The organism is Curtobacterium sp. MCBD17_035, assembly GCF_003234815.2.
In the GTDB taxonomy this organism is placed as follows: Bacteria; Actinomycetota; Actinomycetes; order Actinomycetales; family Microbacteriaceae; genus Curtobacterium.
In genome coordinates, this window is the sequence record NZ_CP126279.1 from 3135571 (window position 1) to 3155283 (window position 19713).

The 19713-nt window shown below is 72.7% G+C and carries 23 protein-coding genes; 12 read left to right on the forward strand and 11 right to left on the reverse strand.

From position 1 onward, the window contains the following. Positions 1-140 precede the first annotated feature (140 nt). Entirely contained in the window at positions 141-764 is a 624-nt protein-coding gene (locus tag DEI93_RS14790; RefSeq protein ID WP_220037892.1) for a helix-turn-helix domain-containing protein, read from the forward strand. Next, complete coding sequence (locus DEI93_RS14795) at positions 761-2284, forward strand: MFS transporter (protein ID WP_111120014.1); 1524 nt, start codon at positions 761-763, stop codon at positions 2282-2284. The genes DEI93_RS14790 and DEI93_RS14795 overlap by 4 nt, the downstream gene beginning before the upstream one ends. Positions 2285-2297: 13 nt before the next feature. On the opposite strand, the gene DEI93_RS14800 is transcribed toward DEI93_RS14795, so the two are convergent. Continuing rightward, positions 2298-2552 carry a hypothetical protein gene (locus DEI93_RS14800; protein ID WP_111013007.1) on the reverse strand — a complete coding sequence of 85 codons (255 nt, stop codon included), beginning with the start codon at positions 2550-2552 and terminating at the stop codon, positions 2298-2300. Positions 2553-2754: 202 nt separating this feature from the next. Continuing rightward, positions 2755-3495: an alpha/beta hydrolase family protein gene (locus DEI93_RS14805; RefSeq protein WP_111120015.1), complete on the reverse strand. Its 741-nt coding sequence runs from the start codon at positions 3493-3495 to the stop codon at positions 2755-2757. Positions 3496-3630: 135 nt separating this feature from the next. Here DEI93_RS14805 and DEI93_RS14810 point away from each other — a divergent pair, with 135 nt between their 5' ends. Then, positions 3631-4521 carry an SDR family oxidoreductase gene (locus DEI93_RS14810; protein ID WP_111010640.1) on the forward strand — a complete coding sequence of 297 codons (891 nt, stop codon included), beginning with the start codon at positions 3631-3633 and terminating at the stop codon, positions 4519-4521. A 2-nt stretch (positions 4522-4523) separates the two neighbouring features. Continuing rightward, a complete protein-coding gene (locus DEI93_RS14815) occupies positions 4524-7070 on the forward strand; it encodes an ATP-dependent DNA ligase (RefSeq protein ID WP_111013005.1) in 2547 nt (848 codons plus the stop codon). A 4-nt stretch (positions 7071-7074) separates the two neighbouring features. On the opposite strand, the gene DEI93_RS14820 is transcribed toward DEI93_RS14815, so the two are convergent. From DEI93_RS14820 to DEI93_RS14835, 4 genes are all read right to left on the reverse strand, one after another. Further along, positions 7075-7269: a hypothetical protein gene (locus tag DEI93_RS14820; RefSeq protein WP_111010638.1), complete on the reverse strand. Its 195-nt coding sequence runs from the start codon at positions 7267-7269 to the stop codon at positions 7075-7077. A 104-nt stretch (positions 7270-7373) separates the two neighbouring features. Beyond that, positions 7374-8315, reverse strand: coding sequence for a sugar phosphate isomerase/epimerase family protein (locus DEI93_RS14825; RefSeq protein WP_111013003.1), 942 nt, complete (start codon positions 8313-8315; stop codon positions 7374-7376). 114 nt (positions 8316-8429) lie between these two features. Next, a complete protein-coding gene (locus DEI93_RS14830; RefSeq protein WP_111120016.1) occupies positions 8430-9311 on the reverse strand; it encodes a hypothetical protein in 882 nt (293 codons plus the stop codon). Positions 9312-9563: 252 nt separating this feature from the next. Continuing rightward, complete coding sequence (locus DEI93_RS14835) at positions 9564-10442, reverse strand: aldo/keto reductase (protein ID WP_111013001.1); 879 nt, start codon at positions 10440-10442, stop codon at positions 9564-9566. A 329-nt stretch (positions 10443-10771) separates the two neighbouring features. Between DEI93_RS14835 and DEI93_RS14840 the strand changes: the two genes are divergently transcribed. After that, positions 10772-10948 carry a twin-arginine translocase TatA/TatE family subunit gene (locus DEI93_RS14840; RefSeq protein WP_258368642.1) on the forward strand — a complete coding sequence of 59 codons (177 nt, stop codon included), beginning with the start codon at positions 10772-10774 and terminating at the stop codon, positions 10946-10948. Between the two features lie 24 nt (positions 10949-10972). Here the strand turns inward: DEI93_RS14840 and DEI93_RS14845 are convergent, their stop codons facing one another. The 3 genes from DEI93_RS14845 to DEI93_RS14855 all read right to left on the reverse strand — a co-directional run bounded on the left by DEI93_RS14845 (position 10973) and on the right by DEI93_RS14855 (position 13363). Further along, positions 10973-11680, reverse strand: a complete 708-nt coding sequence (locus DEI93_RS14845; RefSeq protein ID WP_111013183.1) for a ThuA domain-containing protein — start codon at positions 11678-11680, stop codon at positions 10973-10975. A gap of 94 nt (positions 11681-11774) precedes the next feature. Further along, the gene (locus tag DEI93_RS14850) at positions 11775-12311 is read right to left on the reverse strand and encodes a CHAP domain-containing protein (RefSeq protein WP_111010633.1); all 537 of its coding nucleotides are present in this window, start codon (positions 12309-12311) and stop codon (positions 11775-11777) included. 188 nt (positions 12312-12499) lie between these two features. Beyond that, positions 12500-13363: an NmrA family NAD(P)-binding protein gene (locus tag DEI93_RS14855; protein ID WP_111120017.1), complete on the reverse strand. Its 864-nt coding sequence runs from the start codon at positions 13361-13363 to the stop codon at positions 12500-12502. A gap of 107 nt (positions 13364-13470) precedes the next feature. Here DEI93_RS14855 and DEI93_RS14860 point away from each other — a divergent pair, with 107 nt between their 5' ends. The 4 genes from DEI93_RS14860 to DEI93_RS14875 all read left to right on the forward strand — a co-directional run bounded on the left by DEI93_RS14860 (position 13471) and on the right by DEI93_RS14875 (position 17506). After that, complete coding sequence (locus DEI93_RS14860; protein WP_258372267.1) at positions 13471-14208, forward strand: TetR/AcrR family transcriptional regulator; 738 nt, start codon at positions 13471-13473, stop codon at positions 14206-14208. A gap of 74 nt (positions 14209-14282) precedes the next feature. Beyond that, positions 14283-15308, forward strand: a complete 1026-nt coding sequence (locus DEI93_RS14865) for a permease (RefSeq protein ID WP_181436067.1) — start codon at positions 14283-14285, stop codon at positions 15306-15308. After that, the gene (locus DEI93_RS14870; protein ID WP_111010629.1) at positions 15295-16107 is read left to right on the forward strand and encodes a TIGR03943 family putative permease subunit; all 813 of its coding nucleotides are present in this window, start codon (positions 15295-15297) and stop codon (positions 16105-16107) included. Before DEI93_RS14865 ends, DEI93_RS14870 begins: the two co-directional genes overlap by 14 nt. Further along, the gene (locus DEI93_RS14875) at positions 16097-17506 is read left to right on the forward strand and encodes a hypothetical protein (RefSeq protein ID WP_146244072.1); all 1410 of its coding nucleotides are present in this window, start codon (positions 16097-16099) and stop codon (positions 17504-17506) included. The genes DEI93_RS14870 and DEI93_RS14875 overlap by 11 nt, the downstream gene beginning before the upstream one ends. Before the next feature lie 10 nt (positions 17507-17516). Here DEI93_RS14875 and DEI93_RS14880 read toward each other — a convergent pair whose 3' ends face one another. After that, positions 17517-17834, reverse strand: a complete 318-nt coding sequence (locus DEI93_RS14880) for a hypothetical protein (RefSeq protein ID WP_111120018.1) — start codon at positions 17832-17834, stop codon at positions 17517-17519. Positions 17835-17842: 8 nt separating this feature from the next. Then, on the reverse strand, positions 17843-18913 hold the full coding sequence (locus tag DEI93_RS14885) for a GTP-binding protein (RefSeq protein WP_181435382.1): 1071 nt from the start codon (positions 18911-18913) through the stop codon (positions 17843-17845). Positions 18914-18953: 40 nt separating this feature from the next. On the opposite strand from DEI93_RS14885, the gene ykgO reads away from it, so the two are divergent. From ykgO to DEI93_RS14900, 3 genes are all read left to right on the forward strand, one after another. Continuing rightward, a complete protein-coding gene (gene ykgO, locus DEI93_RS14890; RefSeq protein WP_071274734.1) occupies positions 18954-19076 on the forward strand; it encodes a type B 50S ribosomal protein L36 in 123 nt (40 codons plus the stop codon). A gap of 96 nt (positions 19077-19172) precedes the next feature. Then, positions 19173-19328: a zinc transporter permease gene (locus DEI93_RS14895; protein WP_111010625.1), complete on the forward strand. Its 156-nt coding sequence runs from the start codon at positions 19173-19175 to the stop codon at positions 19326-19328. 81 nt (positions 19329-19409) lie between these two features. Next, complete coding sequence (locus DEI93_RS14900) at positions 19410-19700, forward strand: ArsR/SmtB family transcription factor (protein WP_258368623.1); 291 nt, start codon at positions 19410-19412, stop codon at positions 19698-19700. Positions 19701-19713 lie beyond the last annotated feature (13 nt).

Genomic DNA, 19713 nt, shown 5'->3' on the forward strand with positions numbered 1-19713 from the left:
GGGCCATGATGCCCGTGCTCGGGTCAGGGCGCACCGGTTCTCCGCGGACCACCAGCGGGACGGGATCTGAAAGGCCCTTGCAGATCAGCGGGATGGACCGTACGATCCGAAAGCCTCTTTCAGACCAGGACGGAGCACACGTGGACGAGCACGAGCAGGCCGACCGGACCCCGAGGGCGGAACACCGCCCGGACATCAGCGACCCCGCCGTCCTCGACGCACTCGCTCACCCCGTGCGCCTCGACGTCCTCGCCTACCTCATGTCCGCCGGACCCGCGACCGCCTCGGAGTGCGCTCGTGCGGTCGGGGACTCGCCCTCGAACTGCAGCTACCACCTCCGCGTCCTCGCCGCGCACGGACTCGTCGAGCCTGCGCACGCCACCGACGGCCGGACACGCCCCTGGCGCGCGACGATCACCGGGTTCACGAACGACGACACCGATCCCGCCGACCGTGTCGGCCTCGACGCGATGCTCGCCGCGGCGCTCCAGCTCGACCACCAGCTGGCGCGCGAGCACCTCCGCACTCGGGACACGCTCCCCGAGGTCTGGCGCTCGGCGGACGTGCACGCCCAGTACGGACTCCGGATCACCCCCGACGAACTCGCCGACGTCGTCGCCAGGATCGACGCGATCGTGCGCCCGTACATCGCGCCGATCCGCGACGTCGCGCCCGCCGACGCCGCACACGTCCACGTGACACTCACCGCCTTCCCGCGGCCCGGCTTCGACCCAGCCGCCGCACGGTCCGGCCCCGCCGCATGACCACCCGCACCGCGCCCCGGCCGGGAGGCCCGGCACCAGGCCGCCTCGCGGGCTCCGCGCTCGCGGTCCCCGCGTTCCGACGTCTGTGGACCGCGGGCGTCGTGTCCGACGGCGGAGACTGGCTCCTGTTCGTCGCGCTGCCGCTCGTCGTCCTCCGGCTGAGCGGCTCGGCGCTGACGACGTCCGTCGCGTTCCTCCTCGAACTGCTCCCGCCGATCCTCCTGGCACCGGTGGTGCCGCGGATCCTCGCCCGGACCGACCCCCGGCGGCTGATGGTGACCGTGAACGTCGTCCAGGCCTGCGGGCTGGTGCCGCTGCTCCTGGTGGGTGGGAAGGGCCTGCCGGCCGGCACCGCGCTGACCGTCGTGTGCGCGGTGATCGTGCTGCAGGCGGTGTGCAGTGCGGTGTTCGAGCCCGCGAAGAACACCCTGCTCCCGACGCTCGTCGGTCCCGACCGCGTGGTGTCCGCCAACGCGCTCGTCGGGCTGAACCAGGACGTCGGTCGGCTGGTCGGCGGGCCGCTCGGCGGCGTGCTCCTCGTCGTCGGGGACCTGCCGCTCGTGGCGGGCGTGGACCTCGCCACGTACGTCGTGTCGGCCGTCGTGCTGGCGGGGCTCCCGCGACCCGGGCCGGCAGTGGCGACGACGGACCACGCCGTCCGCGCGGCAGGTGCGGCCGGCGCGGCGGAGGCGGCCGGCGCGGCGGAGGCGGCCGGTGCGGCGGAGGCGGCCGGCGCGGCGGAGGCGGCCGGCGCGGCGGAGGCGGCCGGCGCGGCGGAGGCGGCCGGTGCGGCGGAGGCGGCCGGTGCGGCGGAGGCGGCCGGTGCGGCGGAGGCGGCCGGTGCGGCGGAGGCGGCCGGTGCGGCGGAGGCGGCGGTCCGCGTCCCGACGTCGTCCGCGTCCCGGCGTCGTCCGCAGGGCCTCCTCCGCGCATTCCGCGACCCCGCCACGCGCGGCGCACTCGCCGTCGTCACGACCGCATCCATCGCCCAGGGGATGTTCGTCGTCCTCTTCGTGTTCTTCGTGCGCGACCGGCTCGGCGGCTCGGACGCCGACGTCGGCCTGCTCCGGGGTGTCCAGGCGGTCGGTGCGATCGGCGCGGGCCTCGTGCTCGCCGCGATCGCCGGTCGGGTCCGCGTCCGTCGGATCGCACTGCTCGGACTCGTCGGGTTCGCCGGACTCACCGTCGTCGCCTGGAACGCGTCGTTCGCGACGCACGCGCTCTGGCTGTACGTCGTGCTCTTCGCCCTGGTCGGTGCTCCGGGGGTCGTCATGGGGTCCGGGCTCACGAGCCTGCTGCAGCTGGGGGCGTCGGCCGCGGCACGGCCTGCCGTGTTCGCCGCGCTCGGTCTCGGCGTCGCGGTCGGGCAGGGCGTCGGCCTGCTCGCGGCTGGAGCGCTCCAGGCCGTCGTCGGCACGATGCCGTTGCTCGAGGTCCAGGCCGGCGTGTACGTGCTCGCGATGGCGCTCGGGTTCGTGACGCTCCCCCGTGGCGCCGACGTCGCCCGCAGGGAGCGTTGACCGGACGCGAGGGTCAGTCGCCCGTCAGCGGGCGGCCGAACTCCACGCGCACCTCAAGCGTCGACTCGTCGACGTTGAGCCAGACGGCGGCGATGTCGAGCGCTGCGGCCGCGACGTCGCCGTCCCGCTCCACCTGGCCCAGCGCGATGATCGGCTCGCCTCCCAGCGGGCTCGGCGACGTCAACTCCGGGAGTTCCACGGTCCACCACGCCCCGTCGGGCCGAGCGATGGCCCGCAGGACACGGACCGGATGCGCTGCGATCGTCATGTCGTTCCTCCTCCTCCGCTCGGCGCCATCCCGGCGGCACCCGCCCGTGCTCCCGGAGGAACCCGGCACGTCGCGGTCCTTCTGGGGTTTCGGCACCAGGCTATCTGCGGCCGTTGCCGATTCCGACACATCACATTCCACCGCGGTGTGGACAGCTGCCGCAGAGACCTCTCTGGTGAGGAACCGGGTCGCTCCGCCCGCGTCAGGCTGCCGCGCGGATCTCCTCGAGCACCGCCAGCAGCGCGGCGAAGGCCGGGTGCGCGGGGTCGATGACGTCCATGTGGTCACCGGGGACCACGCGGACCGAGGCGTCCTGTCCGGCCGCTCGCGCCGCGGCGACGTACGCGTCGGACTGGTTCATGGGGACGACGTCATCGCGGTCGCCGTGGACGATGCGGACCGGCAGGTCCGGGACGACCCGCGTCGCCGGGTCGGCCGCCGCGTACCGGTCGGGGTGGGCCGCGGATGTGCCGCCGAGGAAGTCCACCACCGCGCCGCCGCCGATGCGGTCCGCTTCGCCGAGCCGCAGGTCGAGCGCACCGGCCAGGCTGACGGCGCCCTCGAGCGGCAGCACGGCGTCCGGGCGGGACAGCGCCCACACCGCGAGGTGACCGCCCGCGCTGTGGCCGACCGTCAGGACCGGTCCCGGGTCGACGGCCAGTGACGCGGCGACGACGACGAGGTGCTCGATCGCGGCCGCGGTGTCGTCGAGCGTGCCCGGCCAGCCGCCACCGTTCGGCAGCTGCCGGTACTCGATCCGCCACACGTTCCAGCCCCGACCCACGAGCGCCTCGGCGAGCGGGGCGGGTCCGTCGAAGTAGTCCGGGGTGCCCCGCCAGAAGCCGCCGTGGATCAGGATGACCGTCCCGCGTGCCGGGGCCTCGGCGACGTGGAACACGCCGTACTGCATGGGATCGTCGCCGTACTCGGAACGCTCTGGCATGGACACGACCGTACTCGGGGCGCGCCCTCTCCCCACCGGTCCTGCACACGCCGGAGCGCCACCCGCTCCCCGTCGTGCGACCGATCGCGCCGGAGGCTCCGAGCAGCGACCACATCCGGCGTGTTCGATGGCCGCATGAGCCAGCTCGACAAGCAGGACCCCCGGACACAGTTCCCCCAGCCCCCGTACCCGCCGCAGTCGCAGGAGCTCCCGGGCGGCACGAACGCGATGGACCCGAAGCCGGACCACGGCGAGACCAGCTACGTCGGCACCGGCCGGATGCCGGGCTACCGAGTGCTCGTGACCGGTGCCGACTCGGGCATCGGCCGGGCCGCGGCGATCGCGATGGCGAAGGAGGGCGCGGACGTCGCCCTGAACGCGCTGCCCGAGGAGCAGGAGGACCTCGAGGAGGTCCGCGACGTCATCGGCGACCTCGGCCGGAAGGCGGTGATCCTGCCCGGGGACCTCACCGACGAGGCCACGTGTGAGCGGATCGTGGCCGAGGCGGTCAGCACCCTCGGAGGCCTCGACTCGCTCGTGCTCGTGGCCGGCCACCAGAAGGTCAACGAGGACATCACGACGACGAGCACCGAGGACTTCGACCTGACGGTCAAGGTGAACCTCTACGCCATGTTCTGGCTCTGCCGAGCCGCGGTCCCACACATGGCCCCCGGCTCGACCATCGTCACCACCGCCTCCGTCGCGGCGTACCAGCCGCAGACCCGGCTCCTCGACTACGGCATGACCAAGGCCGGCATCATCACCTTCACGAACGGCCTCGCCGGTCAGCTCGCGAGCAAGGGCATCCGCGCGAACTGCATCGTCCCCGGGCCGATCTGGACACCGTTGCAGCCCGCGTCGTACGACAGCGCCGAGATCGAGCACTACGGCGAGGGCACACCGTTCGGGCGGCCGGGCCAACCGGTCGAGCTCGGAGCGGCGTACGTGCACCTGGCCGGCCCCGAGTCGAGCTACACGTCCGGGTCGACGCTGACGATCGCGGGGGCGACGGGCATGGCGCTGTAGCGATGGCCGGGACGACGACGCGCGGCCGGACGATCACGGTCGGCGACCGCCGCATCACGCTGACGAACCTGGACAAGGTGCTCTACCCGGAGACGGGGACGACGAAGGGCGACGTCATCGCCTACTACGTCGAGGTGGCGCCGTGGATGATCCCGCACGCGAAGGACCGCCCGCTGACCCGGAAGCGCTGGGCGAACGGCGTCGAGGGCTCCGTGTTCTTCGAGAAGAACCTGCCTGACAGCGCCCCGGACTGGATCCGCCACCGGGTCGTCCACCACAAGGACCACGACATCGAGTACCCGCTGCTCGACGACGTCGCGACCCTGACCTGGGTCGCCCAGCAGGCCGCCCTCGAACTCCACGTGCCGCAGTGGCGATTCGACGCCGATGGCACGCCCATGCGCCCGGACCGGCTGGTCCTCGACCTCGACCCGGGCGAGGGTGTGGGCCTCCGCGAATGCGTCGAGGTGGCGCACGCGGCCCGGGAGCTCCTGCACGGTGCCGGCCTCGAACCGATGCCCGTCACGAGCGGCAGCAAGGGGATCCACCTGTACGCGGCGCTCGACGGCTCGTCGACGTCCGCGCAGGTCAGTGAGGTGGCGCACGAACTCGCCCGCGCACTCGAACAGGACATGCCGGACCTCGTGCTGTCGCAGATGTCCCGCGCCGCCCGCAACGGCAAGGTGTTCGTCGACTGGTCGCAGAACAACGGCAACAAGACCACCATCGCCCCGTACTCGCTCCGTGGCCGCGCCCAGCCGACGGTGGCCGCGCCCCGCACCTGGGACGAGCTCGACGACCCCGACCTCCGGCACCTGACGATGGCCGAGGTCGTCGAGCGCCTCCACACCATCGGCGACCCCCTGCACCCGGTCGCCGCCGCCGCGCTCGCGGTCGGGAGGCCCGACCACGGTCACTGGGAGAGCAACCGGAACCCGGACGGCTCGTTCAAGGAGGACGAGCCGAACCGCGCACACCGGACCGAGCAGCCGGGAGGCGCGGCACCGGACCGCCTCGCCACCTACCGCTCGATGCGCGACGCCTCCCGGACGCCGGAGCCCGTGCCGCAGGGCGCCCCGACCGTCCGCACCGACGGTCGGCCGACGTTCGTCATCCAGGAACACCACGCGAGCCGGCTCCACTACGACTTCCGACTCGAGCACGACGGCGTGCTCGTCAGCTGGTCCCTGCCGAAGGGCGAGCCCGAGGACCCGGGCCAGAACCACCTGGCCGTGCAGACCGAGGACCACCCGCTCGAGTACGGGGGCTTCGAGGGCACGATCCCGAAGGGCGAGTACGGCGGCGGCAGCGTCACCATCTGGGACCACGGCACGTACGAGCTCGAGAAGTGGCGCGAGGGCCAGGAGGTCATCGTCACCCTGCACGGCGTCGGCCGCGGGACCCGCCGACTCGCGCTCCTGCACACCCGCGGGCGCGGCGGGGACGAACGGAACTGGCTGATCCACCGGACGAAGCAGCAGCCCGAGGGGCTCGACCACGGCGACGCCGCGGTGGGGGCGACGTCCGCGCCGGAGTCCCCCCGGTCCTCCCGACCGCCCGCGGCGACGGCGCCGCCAGCGGACACCGACGCGACCGAGCGGTTCCGTCCGATGCTCGCGAGCCCGGCGAAGACCCCGGGCGCGCTCACGCCGGACCGGTGGGCCTTCGAGATGAAGTGGGACGGCATCCGTGCGATCGCCGAGGTCCGCGACGGACACGTCCGCCTGACCAGCCGGAACGGGAACGACCTGACGAGCCAGTACCCCGAACTCCGTGCCCTCGCCGACCAGGTCGGGGTCGACGCGGTCCTCGACGGCGAGATCGTCGCACTGGACGACCGTGGCCGTCCGGACTTCAGCGACCTCCAGAACCGCATGGGGCTGTCGCGCGCCCGGGACGTCGAGCACGGGATGCGCACCACCCCGGTGCGGTTCGAGGTGTTCGACGTGCTCGAGGCGGACGGGCACGACCTGACGCGCGTTCCGTACGACCACCGCCGGGAGGCACTGGCCACCGTCGTCGAACCCGGGGGCCCGATCGACGTCCCCCCGGCCGCCGACGGAACGCTCGACGACGCCATGGACGAGAGCCGTCGCCGCGGCCTGGAGGGCGTGGTCGCCAAGCGACGCGACTCCCGCTACTCGACCGGCCGCCGCTCCGATGCCTGGGTGAAGATCAAGCACCACGCCACGCAGGAGGTCGTGGTCGGCGGTTGGAAGCCCGGCACCGGACGCCGCGCGGGCGGGGTGGGCTCGCTCCTCCTCGGGATCCCCGACGGGGACCGCCTGCGCTACGTCGGCAAGGTGGGCACCGGGTTCCGGGACCGCGACCTCGACGAGATCGAGGCGGTCCTCGGCCCCCTGGCCCGGGCCGACCCGCCCTTCGCCGACGTGCCCCGGGCGGACGCCCGGGATGCGCGATGGGTCGATCCCGTCCGGGTCGGCGAGGTCGAGTTCGCGGAGTGGACGAACGGCGACCGGCTGCGGCAGCCCTCGTGGCGGGGATGGCGGACGGACAAGGACCCCGGGGACGTGGTCCGCGAGTCCTGACGGGTCAGGCGCCGGGCGCGGGTTCCTCCGCAGCGGCACCGCCACCGGTCACCGGCAGTCCCGAGTCGTCGCCGGTCTGGTCGTCCTCGGTGGGCTCCAGCCGTTCGGCGACGAAGTGCTTCGCGTCGTCGATGGCGTCCTGGCTCCGCTGCAGCGGGCGCTCGTCGGCCTGCTCGGCGGGGTGCTGGTCGTCGCTCATGTGGGCCTCCTGATCGTCGGTCTGGATCCCCGTCGACGCTACGCGGGCCGACACGGCCGTGCCCGTGTCGGCGCGCTCGGGCGCGTCGGACGAGCGCGCCCGCGTCAGATCGGTGTGTACGGCAGGTCGGCGTCCACCGCCGAGGCGGGCGCGGACGACGAGGGCATCGGTGGCGCGGCGGGCGCCCCGATCGCGTCGGCCGCGTCGAGGACCGCCCGGCTCGCCGCGGCCGCCGTACGCAGGGCGTCCGCCGCGGACATGCCGTCAGTCACCGCGGTCCGGACCTCGACGCCCCAGGGCTCACCGTGGCCGAGCTCGCGGGCGACGTGCACGAACGCGGGGAGGTCTCCCAGGCCGCCGCCGGGGAGCGCGCGTCGGTCTCCGGCCCGTGTCGACACCGAATCGGGGCCGGCGGCGTCCGAGAGCTCGACGGCGAACAGGAACGCGGGGTCGATGGCGGCGCGGAGGGACGCGACGGTGGAGCCGCCGGCGACGGCGTGGGCGATGTCGAGCACGAGGCCACCGTTCGGGTGCCCCGCCTGCTGGACGAACCGCGCCGCACGTTCCGTGGTGCCGAGGTTCGACGTCGGGGCTGCCGACAGCACGACCTGCGCCCCGACCTGCTCCGCCTGTGCGGCGAGGGCGAGCCAGTCGTCGGCCATCGTGGTGGGGGAGGTCATGGGCGTCGTCGTGTCCGCGGCGACGACGATCTGCGCCGCCCCGAGCGCGGCCGCCGCCTCGAACACGACCATCCGGTCCAGGTCGCTCACGGCGCGTCGGTCCCCCGTGGTCCACCAGTCCTCGAGCGTCCCGAGCTGGACCCAGACCAGGCCGACGTCGTCGAGGACCCGGCGCAGTGCCTCCAGGCCGATCGTGACGCGCGTCTCGTGGAGGTCCTCGAGTCCCAACCCGATGCCGGAGAACCCGGCCCGGGCGACCGCACGGATGCGCTCGGCGACGGGGAGCGCGCCGAGCGCGTCCGTCCCGGAGCGCGCGTCCGCGACCGCGGGTGCCCAGCACCGCGCGAGCAGGTCGTGTTCATCCATGTCGACCCTCCGTCCGTGCGCCTCCGGCGTCGTGGCCTTGCTACTCCCCACGCCTCGGGAGCACCCCCAGGAGCCGGAGCCGCTGGGGCGGCCGGAGACGACGGGGAAGGCGCCTCACGGCAGCACGATGCGGAGCACGCCGGGTCGACCCGCCGGCACGACCGTCAGTCGCACGCCGCCCGCGTCCGCGAGGAACACCTCGTCGACGCCGGAAGCACCGATCGCCGCGGTCCCGTCGGCCCCGACGTGCCAGGTCTGGTCCGCGCTGCCGTCCGGGTCCCGCAGGTCGACGACCGGGTTCGCCCAGGGGCTCGACGGGCGCATGCGCGTGAGGCAGCGTCCGGCGTCGTCGTGGATCGACCCGATCGCGTCGGCGACCGGCCCCGGGTCGAACGGGAACCGGAAGCACGCCGCTGCCGCCAGGGCGTCCGCGAGGGGACCCCGTGCGGCGACGACGCCGTCGGGCCCGATCGCGACGTGGACGCCGGTCGCGTCGTCGCGGAGCACGAACGGGCGCGGGCGCGGCGGTTCGACCACCGTGAACACGCCCCGACCGGTCGAGCCGGACGCCGTGTGCCGTCCGACGACCGCGAAGACGCCGGGCACGGTCCCCGCGCCGAGTCCGGCGCAGCGTGCGATGCCGGCCGCGTCGGTCCGGAGCGTCCGGATGGTGGCGCCGTCCTCGAACGTGGGCCCGGCGCCCTCGACCACGGCGAGCACCTCGGCTTCGACCGGGACGCCCTCGCGGGTGAGTCGCAGCGCCACGTCGCTCAGGTCGGCTCCGGTCGGGCGGGTGGTCGGCTCGGGGACCATGACGTCGAGCGTGTGCGTCGGGCTCGACGCGTGGGCCGGCGTCGCGACGACGACGCCGATGGCGGGGAGGCCCCAGGCGGCCCCGAGGAGGAGCCGACGTCGTCCGGGCCCCGGTCGTCTGCGGGTCGCGGTGACGGCGTCCGCGTCCGCGTCCGTGTCCGTGTCCGTGTCCGTGTCCACCATGTCGTCCCCCTCCGTCCCCGGCTCCCCCGCCGGGCATCGACGCTGCAGCGCCCTCCGCGCCGGCGGGACGTGTCTAGCGGACGGCGCGCCACGCGGCGTCCGGGCGCACGCCACGGCGGCTCGGCACGCCCCGCCGCTCATCCACCGGTTCACCCGGCGGGTGACGCAGTGATCCGGGACAGGACGACGGACGGGAGGGACGGGGCGAGCCGCCACCGTCCCTCCCGTCCGTCGTCCTGGAGCGGAGCGCGCTTACGCGCCGGCCTTCGAGAGGGCCTCGAACTCGTCGTCCGTCAGGTCGATGAGCGCGCCCGCGAGGTTGTCCTCGAGGTGGGCGACGCTCGACGTGCCCGGGATCGGCAGCATCACCGGCGAGCGCTTGAGCAGCCACGCGAGCGCGAGCTGCGACGGGGTCGCGTCGTGCTGCTTCGCGAGCTCGGACAGCGGGCTGCCCTCGCCTGAGAGCTGCCCGGTCGCCAGCGGGAACCACGGGATGAACCCGATGCCCTGCTCCTCCGACCAGTCGAGCAGTTCCTCGGAGGACCGGTTCGACAGGTTGTACAGGTTCTGCACGGTGACGATCGTGGCGATCTCCTGCGCCGCCTTCACCTCGTCGACACTGACCTCGCTGAGGCCGATGTGACGGATCTTGCCCTCGTCCTGGAGCTTCGCCAGCTCGCCGATCTGGTCCTCGAGCGGGACCTTCGGGTCGATGCGGTGCAGCTGGAAGAGGTCGATGCGCTCGAGGCCGAGGCGGCGGAGGCTCATCTCGGCCTCCTGGCGCAGGTACTCCGGGCGACCGACCGGCGGCCACTCGTTCGGGCCGGTCCGGGTGAGGCCGGCCTTCGTGGCGATGACGATGTCGTCACCGTAGGGGTGCAGGGCCTCGCGGAGGAGCTCCTCGGCGACGTACGGACCGTAGCTGTCCGCCGTGTCGAAGAAGTCGACCCCGAGCTCCACGGAGCGCTTGAGGACGCGGATCGCCTCGTCGTGGTCCTTCGGCGGTCCCCAGACGCCGGGGCCGGTCAGCTGCATCGTGCCGTAGCCGAGGCGGTGCACCTCGAGGTCACCGCCGATGCGGAAGGTGCCGCTCGCTGCGGCGGGGCGGTTCGAGTCGGTTGCGGTGGTCATGCTCAGGGGTTCTCCCTCTCGTCGACGGTCCGGGTGCTCCGTCTTCGACGGACGCCCCGGGGGTACCGCGGTCCGGTGTACTCCTGGTGCACCGTCCGTGCCTGGGGCAACGTGTCGTCCGTCGGCGCATTCCCCGGGCGCGAGCCGCGCGTGGCGGGTGAGACAGCCGAGCGGGCGGCTGCCGACGGTGGTGACGGGGCAGGTGATCTCCTGCTGCTGACGCCCGGACCCCCGGCAGAACGCCAGGCGCGGCCCCAGGGCGGACCTACCGTCGTGCAGGACCCGGCGCGACCGCCGCGTCCGCTGACCGGAAGGGAACGCCTGTGTTCATGGGCCTCACGGGACTCCACCTGCTCATCATCGTCGGCGTGGTGGTCCTGCTGTTCGGCGCCACCCGGCTGCCTGCGCTCGCGAAGGGCCTCGGCGCGTCGCTGCGGATCCTCAAGCAGGAGAGCCGGGCGGACGACCATGCCGAGGTCACGCCGCGGGACGAGGACGGGGCCTGACCGCTCCCTGCCGCCGCCCGTTCGTCACCGGCTCGCCCACCGGATGCCGCGCTCGACGATGGTCCGGACGCTCGGGTGCGCGAGGACCTCGGGGTCGTGGCCCGGTGTCGCGACGAACACCCGTCCGGCGCCCCACTCGCGGGTCCACACCGCGGGACACGTCACCGGTCGGTGCCACGGGTCGCCCGGCCGGGCCGCCAGGGTCGTCGTGGCGAGCACGTCCGAGGCGCCGTCGGTCAGCACCCAGTACTGCTCGGTGGTCAGCGTGAAGTCGTCGAGCCCGGCGACGATCGGGTGGTCCCGGCGATCCGGCGCGATGACGATCTGGTGCTCGATGAAGAAGTCGGCGCCGTCGTCCCGCCGATCAGCGACCGGTCTGCCCGGGTGCGTGGCGAACTGCCCGCCGACGAGGTGCAGGTAGTCGGCGCTCACCCGGAAGGAGTCCACGACGCCGCCGTGCCAGCCCGCCAATCCCGTGCCCCGCTCGACGGCGGCGGCGAGGCCCCGGACGGCCGCGTCGCTCGCGGTGCCCATCGACACGCACTGCAGGACGAGGTCGACCGCAGCCATCACGGACTCGTCGGCGTAGACCTCCGGGTCGTCCTCGATCCGCACCTCGTACCCCGTGTCGCGGAGGAACGGGAGGAACGCGTCCGTCGCCGCGACGGGATGGTGGCCGGGCCAGCCGCCGCGGACGACGAGCGCGTGCTTGTTGACGTCGATGTCGGACATGGTCCCGATCATGGCCTGCCCGGACGGATGGCGTCCGTCCTGGGCCCTCCCGTCCTCGCGCACCGAGCGGCGACGAGGCCCGGTGCGAGCGGGATCAGTACTTCGGCCGAGCGAACTTGTACTTGCCGGTGCTGTCCCACGGGTCCTCGTACAGCTTCACGTGGTTGGTGGAAGCGGTGCCCGTGCCGGCGTTCCCCTCGACGGTGCGGATGTGTCCGTCGCTGTGGGAGCGGACCAGTCCGATGTGACCGACTCCGTAGTACCAGATGATGTCCCCCTGGCGGACGTTCGCGGCGGAGACGGGGGTGCAGAGGTCGTAGAACGCCTCGGAGCTGCGGCTGAACCCGGTGTCGGTCCCGCGGAGGCACCAGCTGACGAACGTGGCACACCAGTCGGCGCTCGTGTCGTACTTCGATGTCCAGATCGCGTTCATCTGCGCGAGGGTGTTGCCCTCGTAGCTCTTGGCGAGGGTGATGACGTCGGCAGGGGTGGTGGGAGCGGCCGCGGAGGCCCGCTGGGCGGGTCCGGCGAAGGCCGCCACGGTGGCGAGGGAGAGACCGCCCGCCCCGAGGATGAGTGCGCGTCGGCTGAGCGACCCGGAGGTCGTTGCGGTGATGGTGTTGTCGTCCATGCGCATGAACCTGGCACCGGCGAGAATGGCTCACAAGTCGGCCGAAGATGCGTCTGGCGAGGAACGGTCGGCAGGGACATGATGAGGAGAACGCGGCCGCGCGAGCCGACCGACACCGTGGTCGGGCGAGCCGGCCCGACGTCAGCCGGCCGCGGTGACGAGCGTCAGCCGGCCGAGGGTGACGAGCGTCACCTGGCCGCGGTGACGACCTCCCGGAGCACGTCCTGCGCGGACCTCGGCGCGCGGCCCAGGAGCTCCCCGAGCATCGGGTCCGTCCCCGCGAACCACCCCTGTTCCGCCGCCAGGTACATGCCGAGCAGGAACCGCACCATCGGCTCCTGCTGTCCACCGGCCACGGCACGCTCGACCCAGACGTCGTCATCGACGACCTCGAACCGGACCTCGTTCCCGACGAGGTCCGAGGCGGTCCGGGTGAGGTCGGCGAACGTCGGCGCCTCCGGAGCGGTGATGGTCACGGGGCCCTCGACGGGTTCGTCGAGCAGCAGGATCGCTGCGGCCGCCTCGGCCGCGTCCTCGCGCGCGGTCCACGACACCGGACCGTCGGCCGGGATCGACACCACACCGGTCCGCTGCCACGGTCCCAGGAGCCACTGCAGGCTGTGGGCGTAGAAGCCGTTCCGGAGCGACGTCCAGGGCAGCCCGGACGACGCGAGCATGTCCTCGGTCGCAGCGTGGTGTCGCGCCGGCACGAACGGCGACGCTGCTCCGGCACCCTGATGGCTGGTGTAGAGCACGTGCCCGACCCCGGCGGTGATCGCTGCCTCCACGGCGTTCCGGTGTTGGCTGATCGTGTCGCCCGCCGGGTCGTTCGACGAGACCAGGAGCAAGTGGTCCGCGCTGGCGAAGGCCGCCGGCAGCCCCGCCGGATCGTCGTAGTCGCCCTGGCGGACCGTCACGCCGCGCTCGGCGAAGCGTGCGGCCCTCGCCGGGTCGCGCGTGACGACGGTCAGTTCCGACGCGGGGAGGTGCTGGAGCAGGTGGTCGACGGTCGCGCCGTTCAGGGCGCCGGTCGCCCCGGTGATGGTGATCATGGTGGATCCCTCTCATATCGATGGAAACGCTTTGTTAGTATCAGTGGAAACACCACCACCGTAGCAACAGGATCACGTCGGAAGCAACGGCGCGTTATCGTCGATACGTGGACGACGCCCCCGAGCCCCGCCTCGACGTGCGGATGCGCATCATGACCGCAGCCGCCGAGCTCCTGCACGACGAAGGCGCCGTCGCTGTCACCACGAGAGCGGTGGCCGAGCGAGCTGGCGTCCAGGCTCCGACGATCTACCGGCTCTTCGGCGACAAGGACGGGTTGCTCGACGCGGTCGCCGAGCACGCGATGACCACGTTCAGCGCGACGAAGGCGGCAGCCGTCGACGCGGTCACCGGTGTCGACCCCGTCGCGGACCTCCGCGCGGGGTGGGCGATGACCATCGCCTTCGGACTCGCCAACCCGGACCTGTTCGTGATCATGAGCGACCCGCGTCGAGGGCGGGACTCCCCCGCGGTCGCCGCCGGGATCCGGCTGCTCGAGGAGCGCCTCCGTCGGGTCGCCGCGGCCGGGAGGCTCGCGGTGCGCGAGCGGGACGCGGTCCGGCTCATGCACGCGGCCGGCTTGGGCGCCGTGCTCGCCATCCTGGACGAGCCGGCGGACGAGCGCGACCCGCGGTTGGCCGACGTCGTCTTCGACGCCGTCATGACGCAGGTCCTGGCTCCGGAGCCGGCTGACGAGGGTCCCCGAGGCACGTCCGGTGTCCGGACCGCCGCCATCACCCTCCGTGCCTCCATCGACGAGCTCGGCGCACTCTCGTCGGCCGAACGGGGCGTGCTCGCCGAGTGGCTCGACCGGATCGTCGACCACGACCCGCCCACGTCGCGGTAGCACCGGGCCGGCCGGAGTCCGGCCCGCCCGCGGTTCTGCCGAGCCGGGATGGCCCGCCTGCCTATCCTGACCCGGTGACGAGTTCCCCCGTCCGCGTCCCCCGGTCGCGGTCCCGGTCCCGGGCCGGCTCGGGCCCCGTGCTCGTGCTCGTGCTCGTCGGTGCGCTCCTCGCCGCGCGGGTGGTCACCACCGGCGACAGCACGGCCGGGCTGCCCGACGAGCTGCAGGACTTCCTGACGCTCGCGATCAGCGTCGTGGTCGAGTCGCTGCCGTTCGTGGTGCTGGGGATCCTCCTGTCCATCGTCGTCGAGGTGTGGGTGCCGCACGGCGTGCTGGAACGGGTCCTGCCGGCACGCCCGGTCCCGCGTCGGGCGGTGATCTCCCTGATCGGCATGCTCTTCCCGGTGTGCGAGTGCGGGAACGTCCCGTTGGCGCGAGGGTTGATGCTGCGCGGGTTCTCGCCAGCGGAGGCGACGACGTTCCTCGTCGCGGCGCCGATCCTCAACCCGCTCGTCATCGTCAGCACGGCGCAGGCGTTCGGGTGGTCGGGATGGATCCTGCCCGTCCGGATCATCGGCGGCTTCGTCGTGGCGAACGTCGTCGGATGGGTCGTCGCAGCGCACCGCCGACCCTCCGAGCTCCTGGTGCCCGCGTTCGAGGCCCGGTGCCGTGTGGAGGCCGGCGGGCAGGCGCGTGGGAGCCGGTGGGCGGAGAGCGCATCGCACTTCGGCGGCGAGACGGCGACGATGATGCCCGCGCTGTTCGTCGGGGCAGCGGTCGCCGCCGCGATCCAGGTCGCGGTGCCCCGGAGCACGCTCATCGCGATCGGCAGCGACCCGGTGCTGTCGGTCCTGGCGATGATGCTGTTGGCGATGACGGTGTCGCTCTGCTCGAACGTCGACGCCTTCTTCGCGCTCTCGTTCGCCTCGACGTTCCTGCCCGGGTCGATCACGGCGTTCCTGCTCATCGGGCCGATCATCGACGTCAAGATGATCGCGCTGCTCCGCACCACCTTCCGCACCCGGTTCATCGGCACACTCGCCGTCATCTGCGTCCTGTTCGCCGCATCGGTGGGGTTGGTGATGGATGTCCTCGTCTGAACGTCGACGGGTGCTGTTCGGGCTCGGCTCGGTGCTCGCGCTCGCCGTCGCCACACTCTGGCTCGGAGCGGCCGGTCATCTCGACCTCTACATCAATCCGCGGTACGGGGTGTTCACGATGGTGCTCGCCGCCATCGCGGTCGTCGCCGCCGCGGCCGGTCTGTCGGCGGTCGCATGGCAGAGCGCGCACCCACACCTCGAACGGGGTCATGGGCACGGGGACGACGTGACGGTCGTGCCCGACGGCAGCAGCGGGCGGGGTGCTGCACGGTCCCTGCGCGTCGTGGCGGTCGCCGTCGCAGTGGTCGTCACGGTCGGCATCAGCACGGCGATGTTCGTGCTCCCGCCGACGACGCTGTCGGCGCGGACGGCCCAGCAGCGCAGCGTCGACTCGGGCAGCCTCTCGACCGCCACGGGCTCCGGCGGCGCCGTCGCGTTGCTCGGCAGCGGCTCCGTCGACACGTCGGAGTACGGCGTGAAGGACTGGGCCGCGCTCATCCGTCAGACGACGGACACGAGCGCCCTCGTCGGGAAGCGCCTCCGCCTCACGGGGTTCGTCGTGCCCGACACGGACGGCGGCTTCACGCTGACCCGGTTCGTGATCAGCTGTTGTGCCGTCGACGCCCAGCCCGTCGGCGTGGGCGTGGTCACGGACGGATCCGTGCCGGCGGCGAACCAGTGGGTGACGGTGTCCGGCGCGCTCGCGGCGAACCCGGACGCCGGGTCCGACGTACCGCTGGTGATCCGCGCCGCCACGGTCGAGCAGGTGCAGCGACCATCGGATCCGTATGAGTACTGACGTCCGCGGTACTCCTGCCCCCGGCCGCCCCCTCCGACGCCGATTCGTCGCGGTCGTCGCGGTGCTCGCGCTGATCGGAGCCCTGGCGGCGATCGTCGGCTCGCATCAGGGCCCGCGCCTCCGCTCCGTGTCGTACTCGGCGACCGACCTCGTCTCCCGTCCCGCGCAGCGCCTGATCCTCACCGCGAACCAGGCACTGCAGCGGGTCGCACCGTCCGACGTCGTCGTGTCCCCCGCCGCAGCGCACACGGTGACCTCGAGCGGGAACACGGTCGCGGTGCAGTTCGACGGCCCGTTGGCGTACGACCGCACCTACGCGGTCGTCGTGCGGCACGTCCGGGCGCCCGGGCAAGCCGCGACGTCCGACCTGCGCACGACCATCCACACGGGCACCACCGACGTCCTCGCGCTCGTCCCGGGCACGAACGGTGCACACGATCGCATCGTCAGCCGTGGCCTCGCCACCGGGGGCACGGACACCGTGTTCCAGGGCACCGGCATCACCGGGTTCGCACGCCTCGCCCGGTCCCTCGTCGTGCTCAGCGACACGGCCGACGGCACCTCGAGCATCGACATCGTGCCGCTCGCCGACGGGCGGCAGGACCCGGCCGTCCCGGTCGAGCACATCACCATGCCCACCGCACGGGGGCACGCGTCGGCGCTCCACGCCGCCGACGACGGCGCGTCGTTCGGCTTCGTGTACGCCGACACGACGACGGGTCGCTCGCAGGACGTCGGGCTCTACGACGTCGACCTCACCGGCACGCACATGCCGACCGCGATCGCGGCGGACGGGAGGCCCACCACGGGTGCCACCCCGATGACGGTGCGCCAGTGGGCGTACGTCCCGCGGACCGAGAGCGCGCTCGTCAGGACGACCGATGACGGCCTCGTGCTCGTGGACATGAGCGGACGGACCGACGCGGCGCGGCTCGGGTCCGCGACGTACGTCCACGGCTTCGTGGGAACCGGCACGACCGCCGTCGTGGAGACCGGGGACGCCATCGTCCGGCTCGACCTGACCGACGGCGACCGGGCCGCCCTCACGGCACCGGCCGCGAGCACCAGGGCGCAGTACCTGGGGCGGATCGGCGCGCTCACGGGCTCCTCCTACGTCCGCCTCGTCGGCGACGTCCGCACGGACGGGACCATCGCCGCCCGACTCGTCCGCGTCGACGGCGAGCACGTCTCGGACCTGCAGGTCCACATCCCGTCCGACGCCAGCGTCACCGCGGTCTGTCCCTCACCGAACGGTCAGTTCCTCGCGATCACCACGCGGACGGCCGACTCGTCGTTGGTGAGCGTCGTCGACGCCACGTCCGGCGCCCTCGAGGCGAGCCTCGACGGCGTGACCCTCGACTGGTGTGCCGCGCTCCCCTCCAGCGCCGACGCCGGGTGACGGTCGGGGCTCACGTCGCGTCGACCCCGTCAGCGGCCTCGATGACCTCGACCGAGGCCACCGAGAACCCGAGGGGCACTTGTCCCAGCGCGCTCAACAGTGCGCCCCGGGTGTCGGCGCTCTCGGCCTCGATGAGTCGTCGCTCGCTCGACACGACGACGAGCCGCACCCGATGCGTCGTCGACGGAGCGCTCCCGTGATGCTCCGGCGTCCGTCGCGGACCGTCGAGTCCGGCCGGACGAGGAGGTACCGGCAGCGGCGGACCCGGCACGCGGCCGCCGAACATCCGCGTGATCACCGCCCCGAACCGGGTTCCGCTGCGCGCCATACGACCCCCTAGTGGTGGTGTTCCGTGGGCCATGCCGGGAAGGGGTCGTCGTATGTCGCCCACTCCATCGGCCCCGCGAGGAGTTCCGCGTCCGTGACCAAGCTGCGGTCGAGGGTGCTGATGATCCGGTGGCGATCGAGGTCCTCCCCGAAGAGGACCAGCTCCTGTCCGGCAGGAGCATTCCGTGCCCAGGTGGACATTCCGGTCGGATCGAGCGCGACGGTGTCGCCGGCGCTCCGCCACGACCCGATCTGGTCGGCGCGGGTCGCGAGTTGGACCAAGCCCCGCGATCGAGCGATCCGGCCGACTCGTCCGGGCGTCAACTGCTTGTCGACGGCGTCGAAGAGCCGTCCGGGGTGGAAGGGGCGCGGATCACGGAACACGATCGCCTCGACGCCGTACCGGGGTCCCGGCTGCGTGGCCGGGTCGGCGAGGGCGTGCATCCAGCCCATCCGTTCCCCGAGTCGACGAGCACACCACCGCCCGCTCGCCCCCGTCCGTCGGGAGGACATCGCGCTCGGGCTCCGGACCACGGTCGCACCGGGGTTGAGCTGTTCGAGGACGCCGAGGGCGCTGCGGAGGGACGCGGGGCCGATGTCGTCCGCATCGCTGAGGACGATCACCGTCGCGAACTCGATCTGCGAGGCCAGTCGTTCCGCAGTGACGTAGTCGTCCAGCGGGGACGGTGCGAGCGACAGGAGCCACCGCTCGATGTCCTGCACCGCCACGACCGTCATCAGGTCGTGTAGCTCCACGGGGGTCCCTTCCGCCCGTCGGCTCTCGAACTCGGTCTCCAGCACGAACCCGATCTCCATCACGTCCGCGGCCTCCTCCAGCTCGACGATGGAGCGACCGGTGGCACCGGCTCGGGCCGACTCCAGGATCCGGTCGGCCAGGACCAAGGCGAACTCGCCGCTGTCCTCGGTACCGTCGTCGACCTCGACCGGTGCTCGGCGCGGTGCTCCGCTCAGTCGCCGGCTGACCTGTCGTCGGTCAGCGGCGCGCAGGCCGCTGACCAAGGTCACCCGGAGGACGGCGCCGTCCGGATGTGCAGACCCGAGTTCGTTCCGTGGCTCCATTGCCCCTACTCTAGTGAGAAACGTTCTCAGTAGGAGGATCATGAAGGTCAGGAACTCACTCAAGTCGCTGAAGCAGCTCCCGGGCGCGCAGGTCGTACGCCGCCGAGGTCGCACGTTCGTCATCAACAAGCTCAACCCGCGCGGGAAGGGGCGCCAGGGGTGAGTGCGACCTGATCATCTTCCGTGCACGTATTGCTACTCGTGCATGCTTGCTCTAGTGTCGGGGTCACGTCAACCGACTGATCGAAGGAGCACCACCATGACCGAGCAGGAAACCGTCGCCGAGCACACCGTCACCGAGCACCACCACGAGGACGGCTGCGGTCACGAGGCAGTGCGGCACGAGGACCACGTGGACTACGTACACGAAGGCCACAAGCACGCCGAGCACGGCGACCACTACGACGAGCACTGAGACCCTCCGCCCGGGGGTAGGGCCAACCCGCCGGACCCCCGGGCGTTGCCCGTCGGTATGCACATCTGCTTACATCGCCAGGTGACCGATCATCGAGTGAGCATCGCGGCGGAACTCTTCAAGGCCCTCTCCTCGCCGGCCCGCCTCCGGGTGCTGGTCGCCCTCATCGAGGCGCCCTGCGACGTGTCGTCGCTCGCTGCGCAGACCGAGCTGTCGCAACCGCTGGTCTCGCAGCACCTCCGCACCCTGCGACTCGCCGGGCTCGTGGAGGTCGAGCGCATCGGGCGGAACGCCGTGTACTCACTCCGGGACGAGCACGTCGCGCACATCGTCAGCGATGCGCTCACGCACGTCGGCGAAGCCGCGGCGTGAGTGCCCGTTCAGC

Bases quoted from the DNA above. Each gene is read 5' to 3' on its own strand.
- DEI93_RS14825 (WP_111013003.1), bottom strand. From the start codon at position 8,315: ATGGATGAACACGACCTGCTCGCGCGGTGCTGGGCACCCGCGGTCGCG.
- DEI93_RS14830 (WP_111120016.1), bottom strand. From the start codon at position 9,311: ATGGTGGACACGGACACGGACACGGACACGGACGCGGACGCGGACGCC.
- DEI93_RS14840 (WP_258368642.1), top strand. From the start codon at position 10,772: ATGGGCCTCACGGGACTCCACCTGCTCATCATCGTCGGCGTGGTGGTC.
- DEI93_RS14795 (WP_111120014.1), top strand. From the start codon at position 761: ATGACCACCCGCACCGCGCCCCGGCCGGGAGGCCCGGCACCAGGCCGC.
- DEI93_RS14805 (WP_111120015.1), bottom strand. From the start codon at position 3,495: ATGCCAGAGCGTTCCGAGTACGGCGACGATCCCATGCAGTACGGCGTG.
- DEI93_RS14885 (WP_181435382.1), bottom strand. From the start codon at position 18,913: ATGGAGCCACGGAACGAACTCGGGTCTGCACATCCGGACGGCGCCGTC.
- DEI93_RS14800 (WP_111013007.1), bottom strand. From the start codon at position 2,552: ATGACGATCGCAGCGCATCCGGTCCGTGTCCTGCGGGCCATCGCTCGG.
- DEI93_RS14835 (WP_111013001.1), bottom strand. From the start codon at position 10,442: ATGACCACCGCAACCGACTCGAACCGCCCCGCCGCAGCGAGCGGCACC.
- DEI93_RS14820 (WP_111010638.1), bottom strand. From the start codon at position 7,269: ATGAGCGACGACCAGCACCCCGCCGAGCAGGCCGACGAGCGCCCGCTG.
- ykgO (WP_071274734.1), top strand. From the start codon at position 18,954: ATGAAGGTCAGGAACTCACTCAAGTCGCTGAAGCAGCTCCCGGGCGCG.
- DEI93_RS14850 (WP_111010633.1), bottom strand. From the start codon at position 12,311: ATGGACGACAACACCATCACCGCAACGACCTCCGGGTCGCTCAGCCGA.
- DEI93_RS14895 (WP_111010625.1), top strand. From the start codon at position 19,173: ATGACCGAGCAGGAAACCGTCGCCGAGCACACCGTCACCGAGCACCAC.
- DEI93_RS14845 (WP_111013183.1), bottom strand. From the start codon at position 11,680: ATGTCCGACATCGACGTCAACAAGCACGCGCTCGTCGTCCGCGGCGGC.
- DEI93_RS14870 (WP_111010629.1), top strand. From the start codon at position 15,295: ATGTCCTCGTCTGAACGTCGACGGGTGCTGTTCGGGCTCGGCTCGGTG.
- DEI93_RS14875 (WP_146244072.1), top strand. From the start codon at position 16,097: ATGAGTACTGACGTCCGCGGTACTCCTGCCCCCGGCCGCCCCCTCCGA.
- DEI93_RS14815 (WP_111013005.1), top strand. From the start codon at position 4,524: ATGGCCGGGACGACGACGCGCGGCCGGACGATCACGGTCGGCGACCGC.
- DEI93_RS14855 (WP_111120017.1), bottom strand. From the start codon at position 13,363: ATGATCACCATCACCGGGGCGACCGGCGCCCTGAACGGCGCGACCGTC.
- DEI93_RS14880 (WP_111120018.1), bottom strand. From the start codon at position 17,834: ATGGCGCGCAGCGGAACCCGGTTCGGGGCGGTGATCACGCGGATGTTC.
- DEI93_RS14810 (WP_111010640.1), top strand. From the start codon at position 3,631: ATGAGCCAGCTCGACAAGCAGGACCCCCGGACACAGTTCCCCCAGCCC.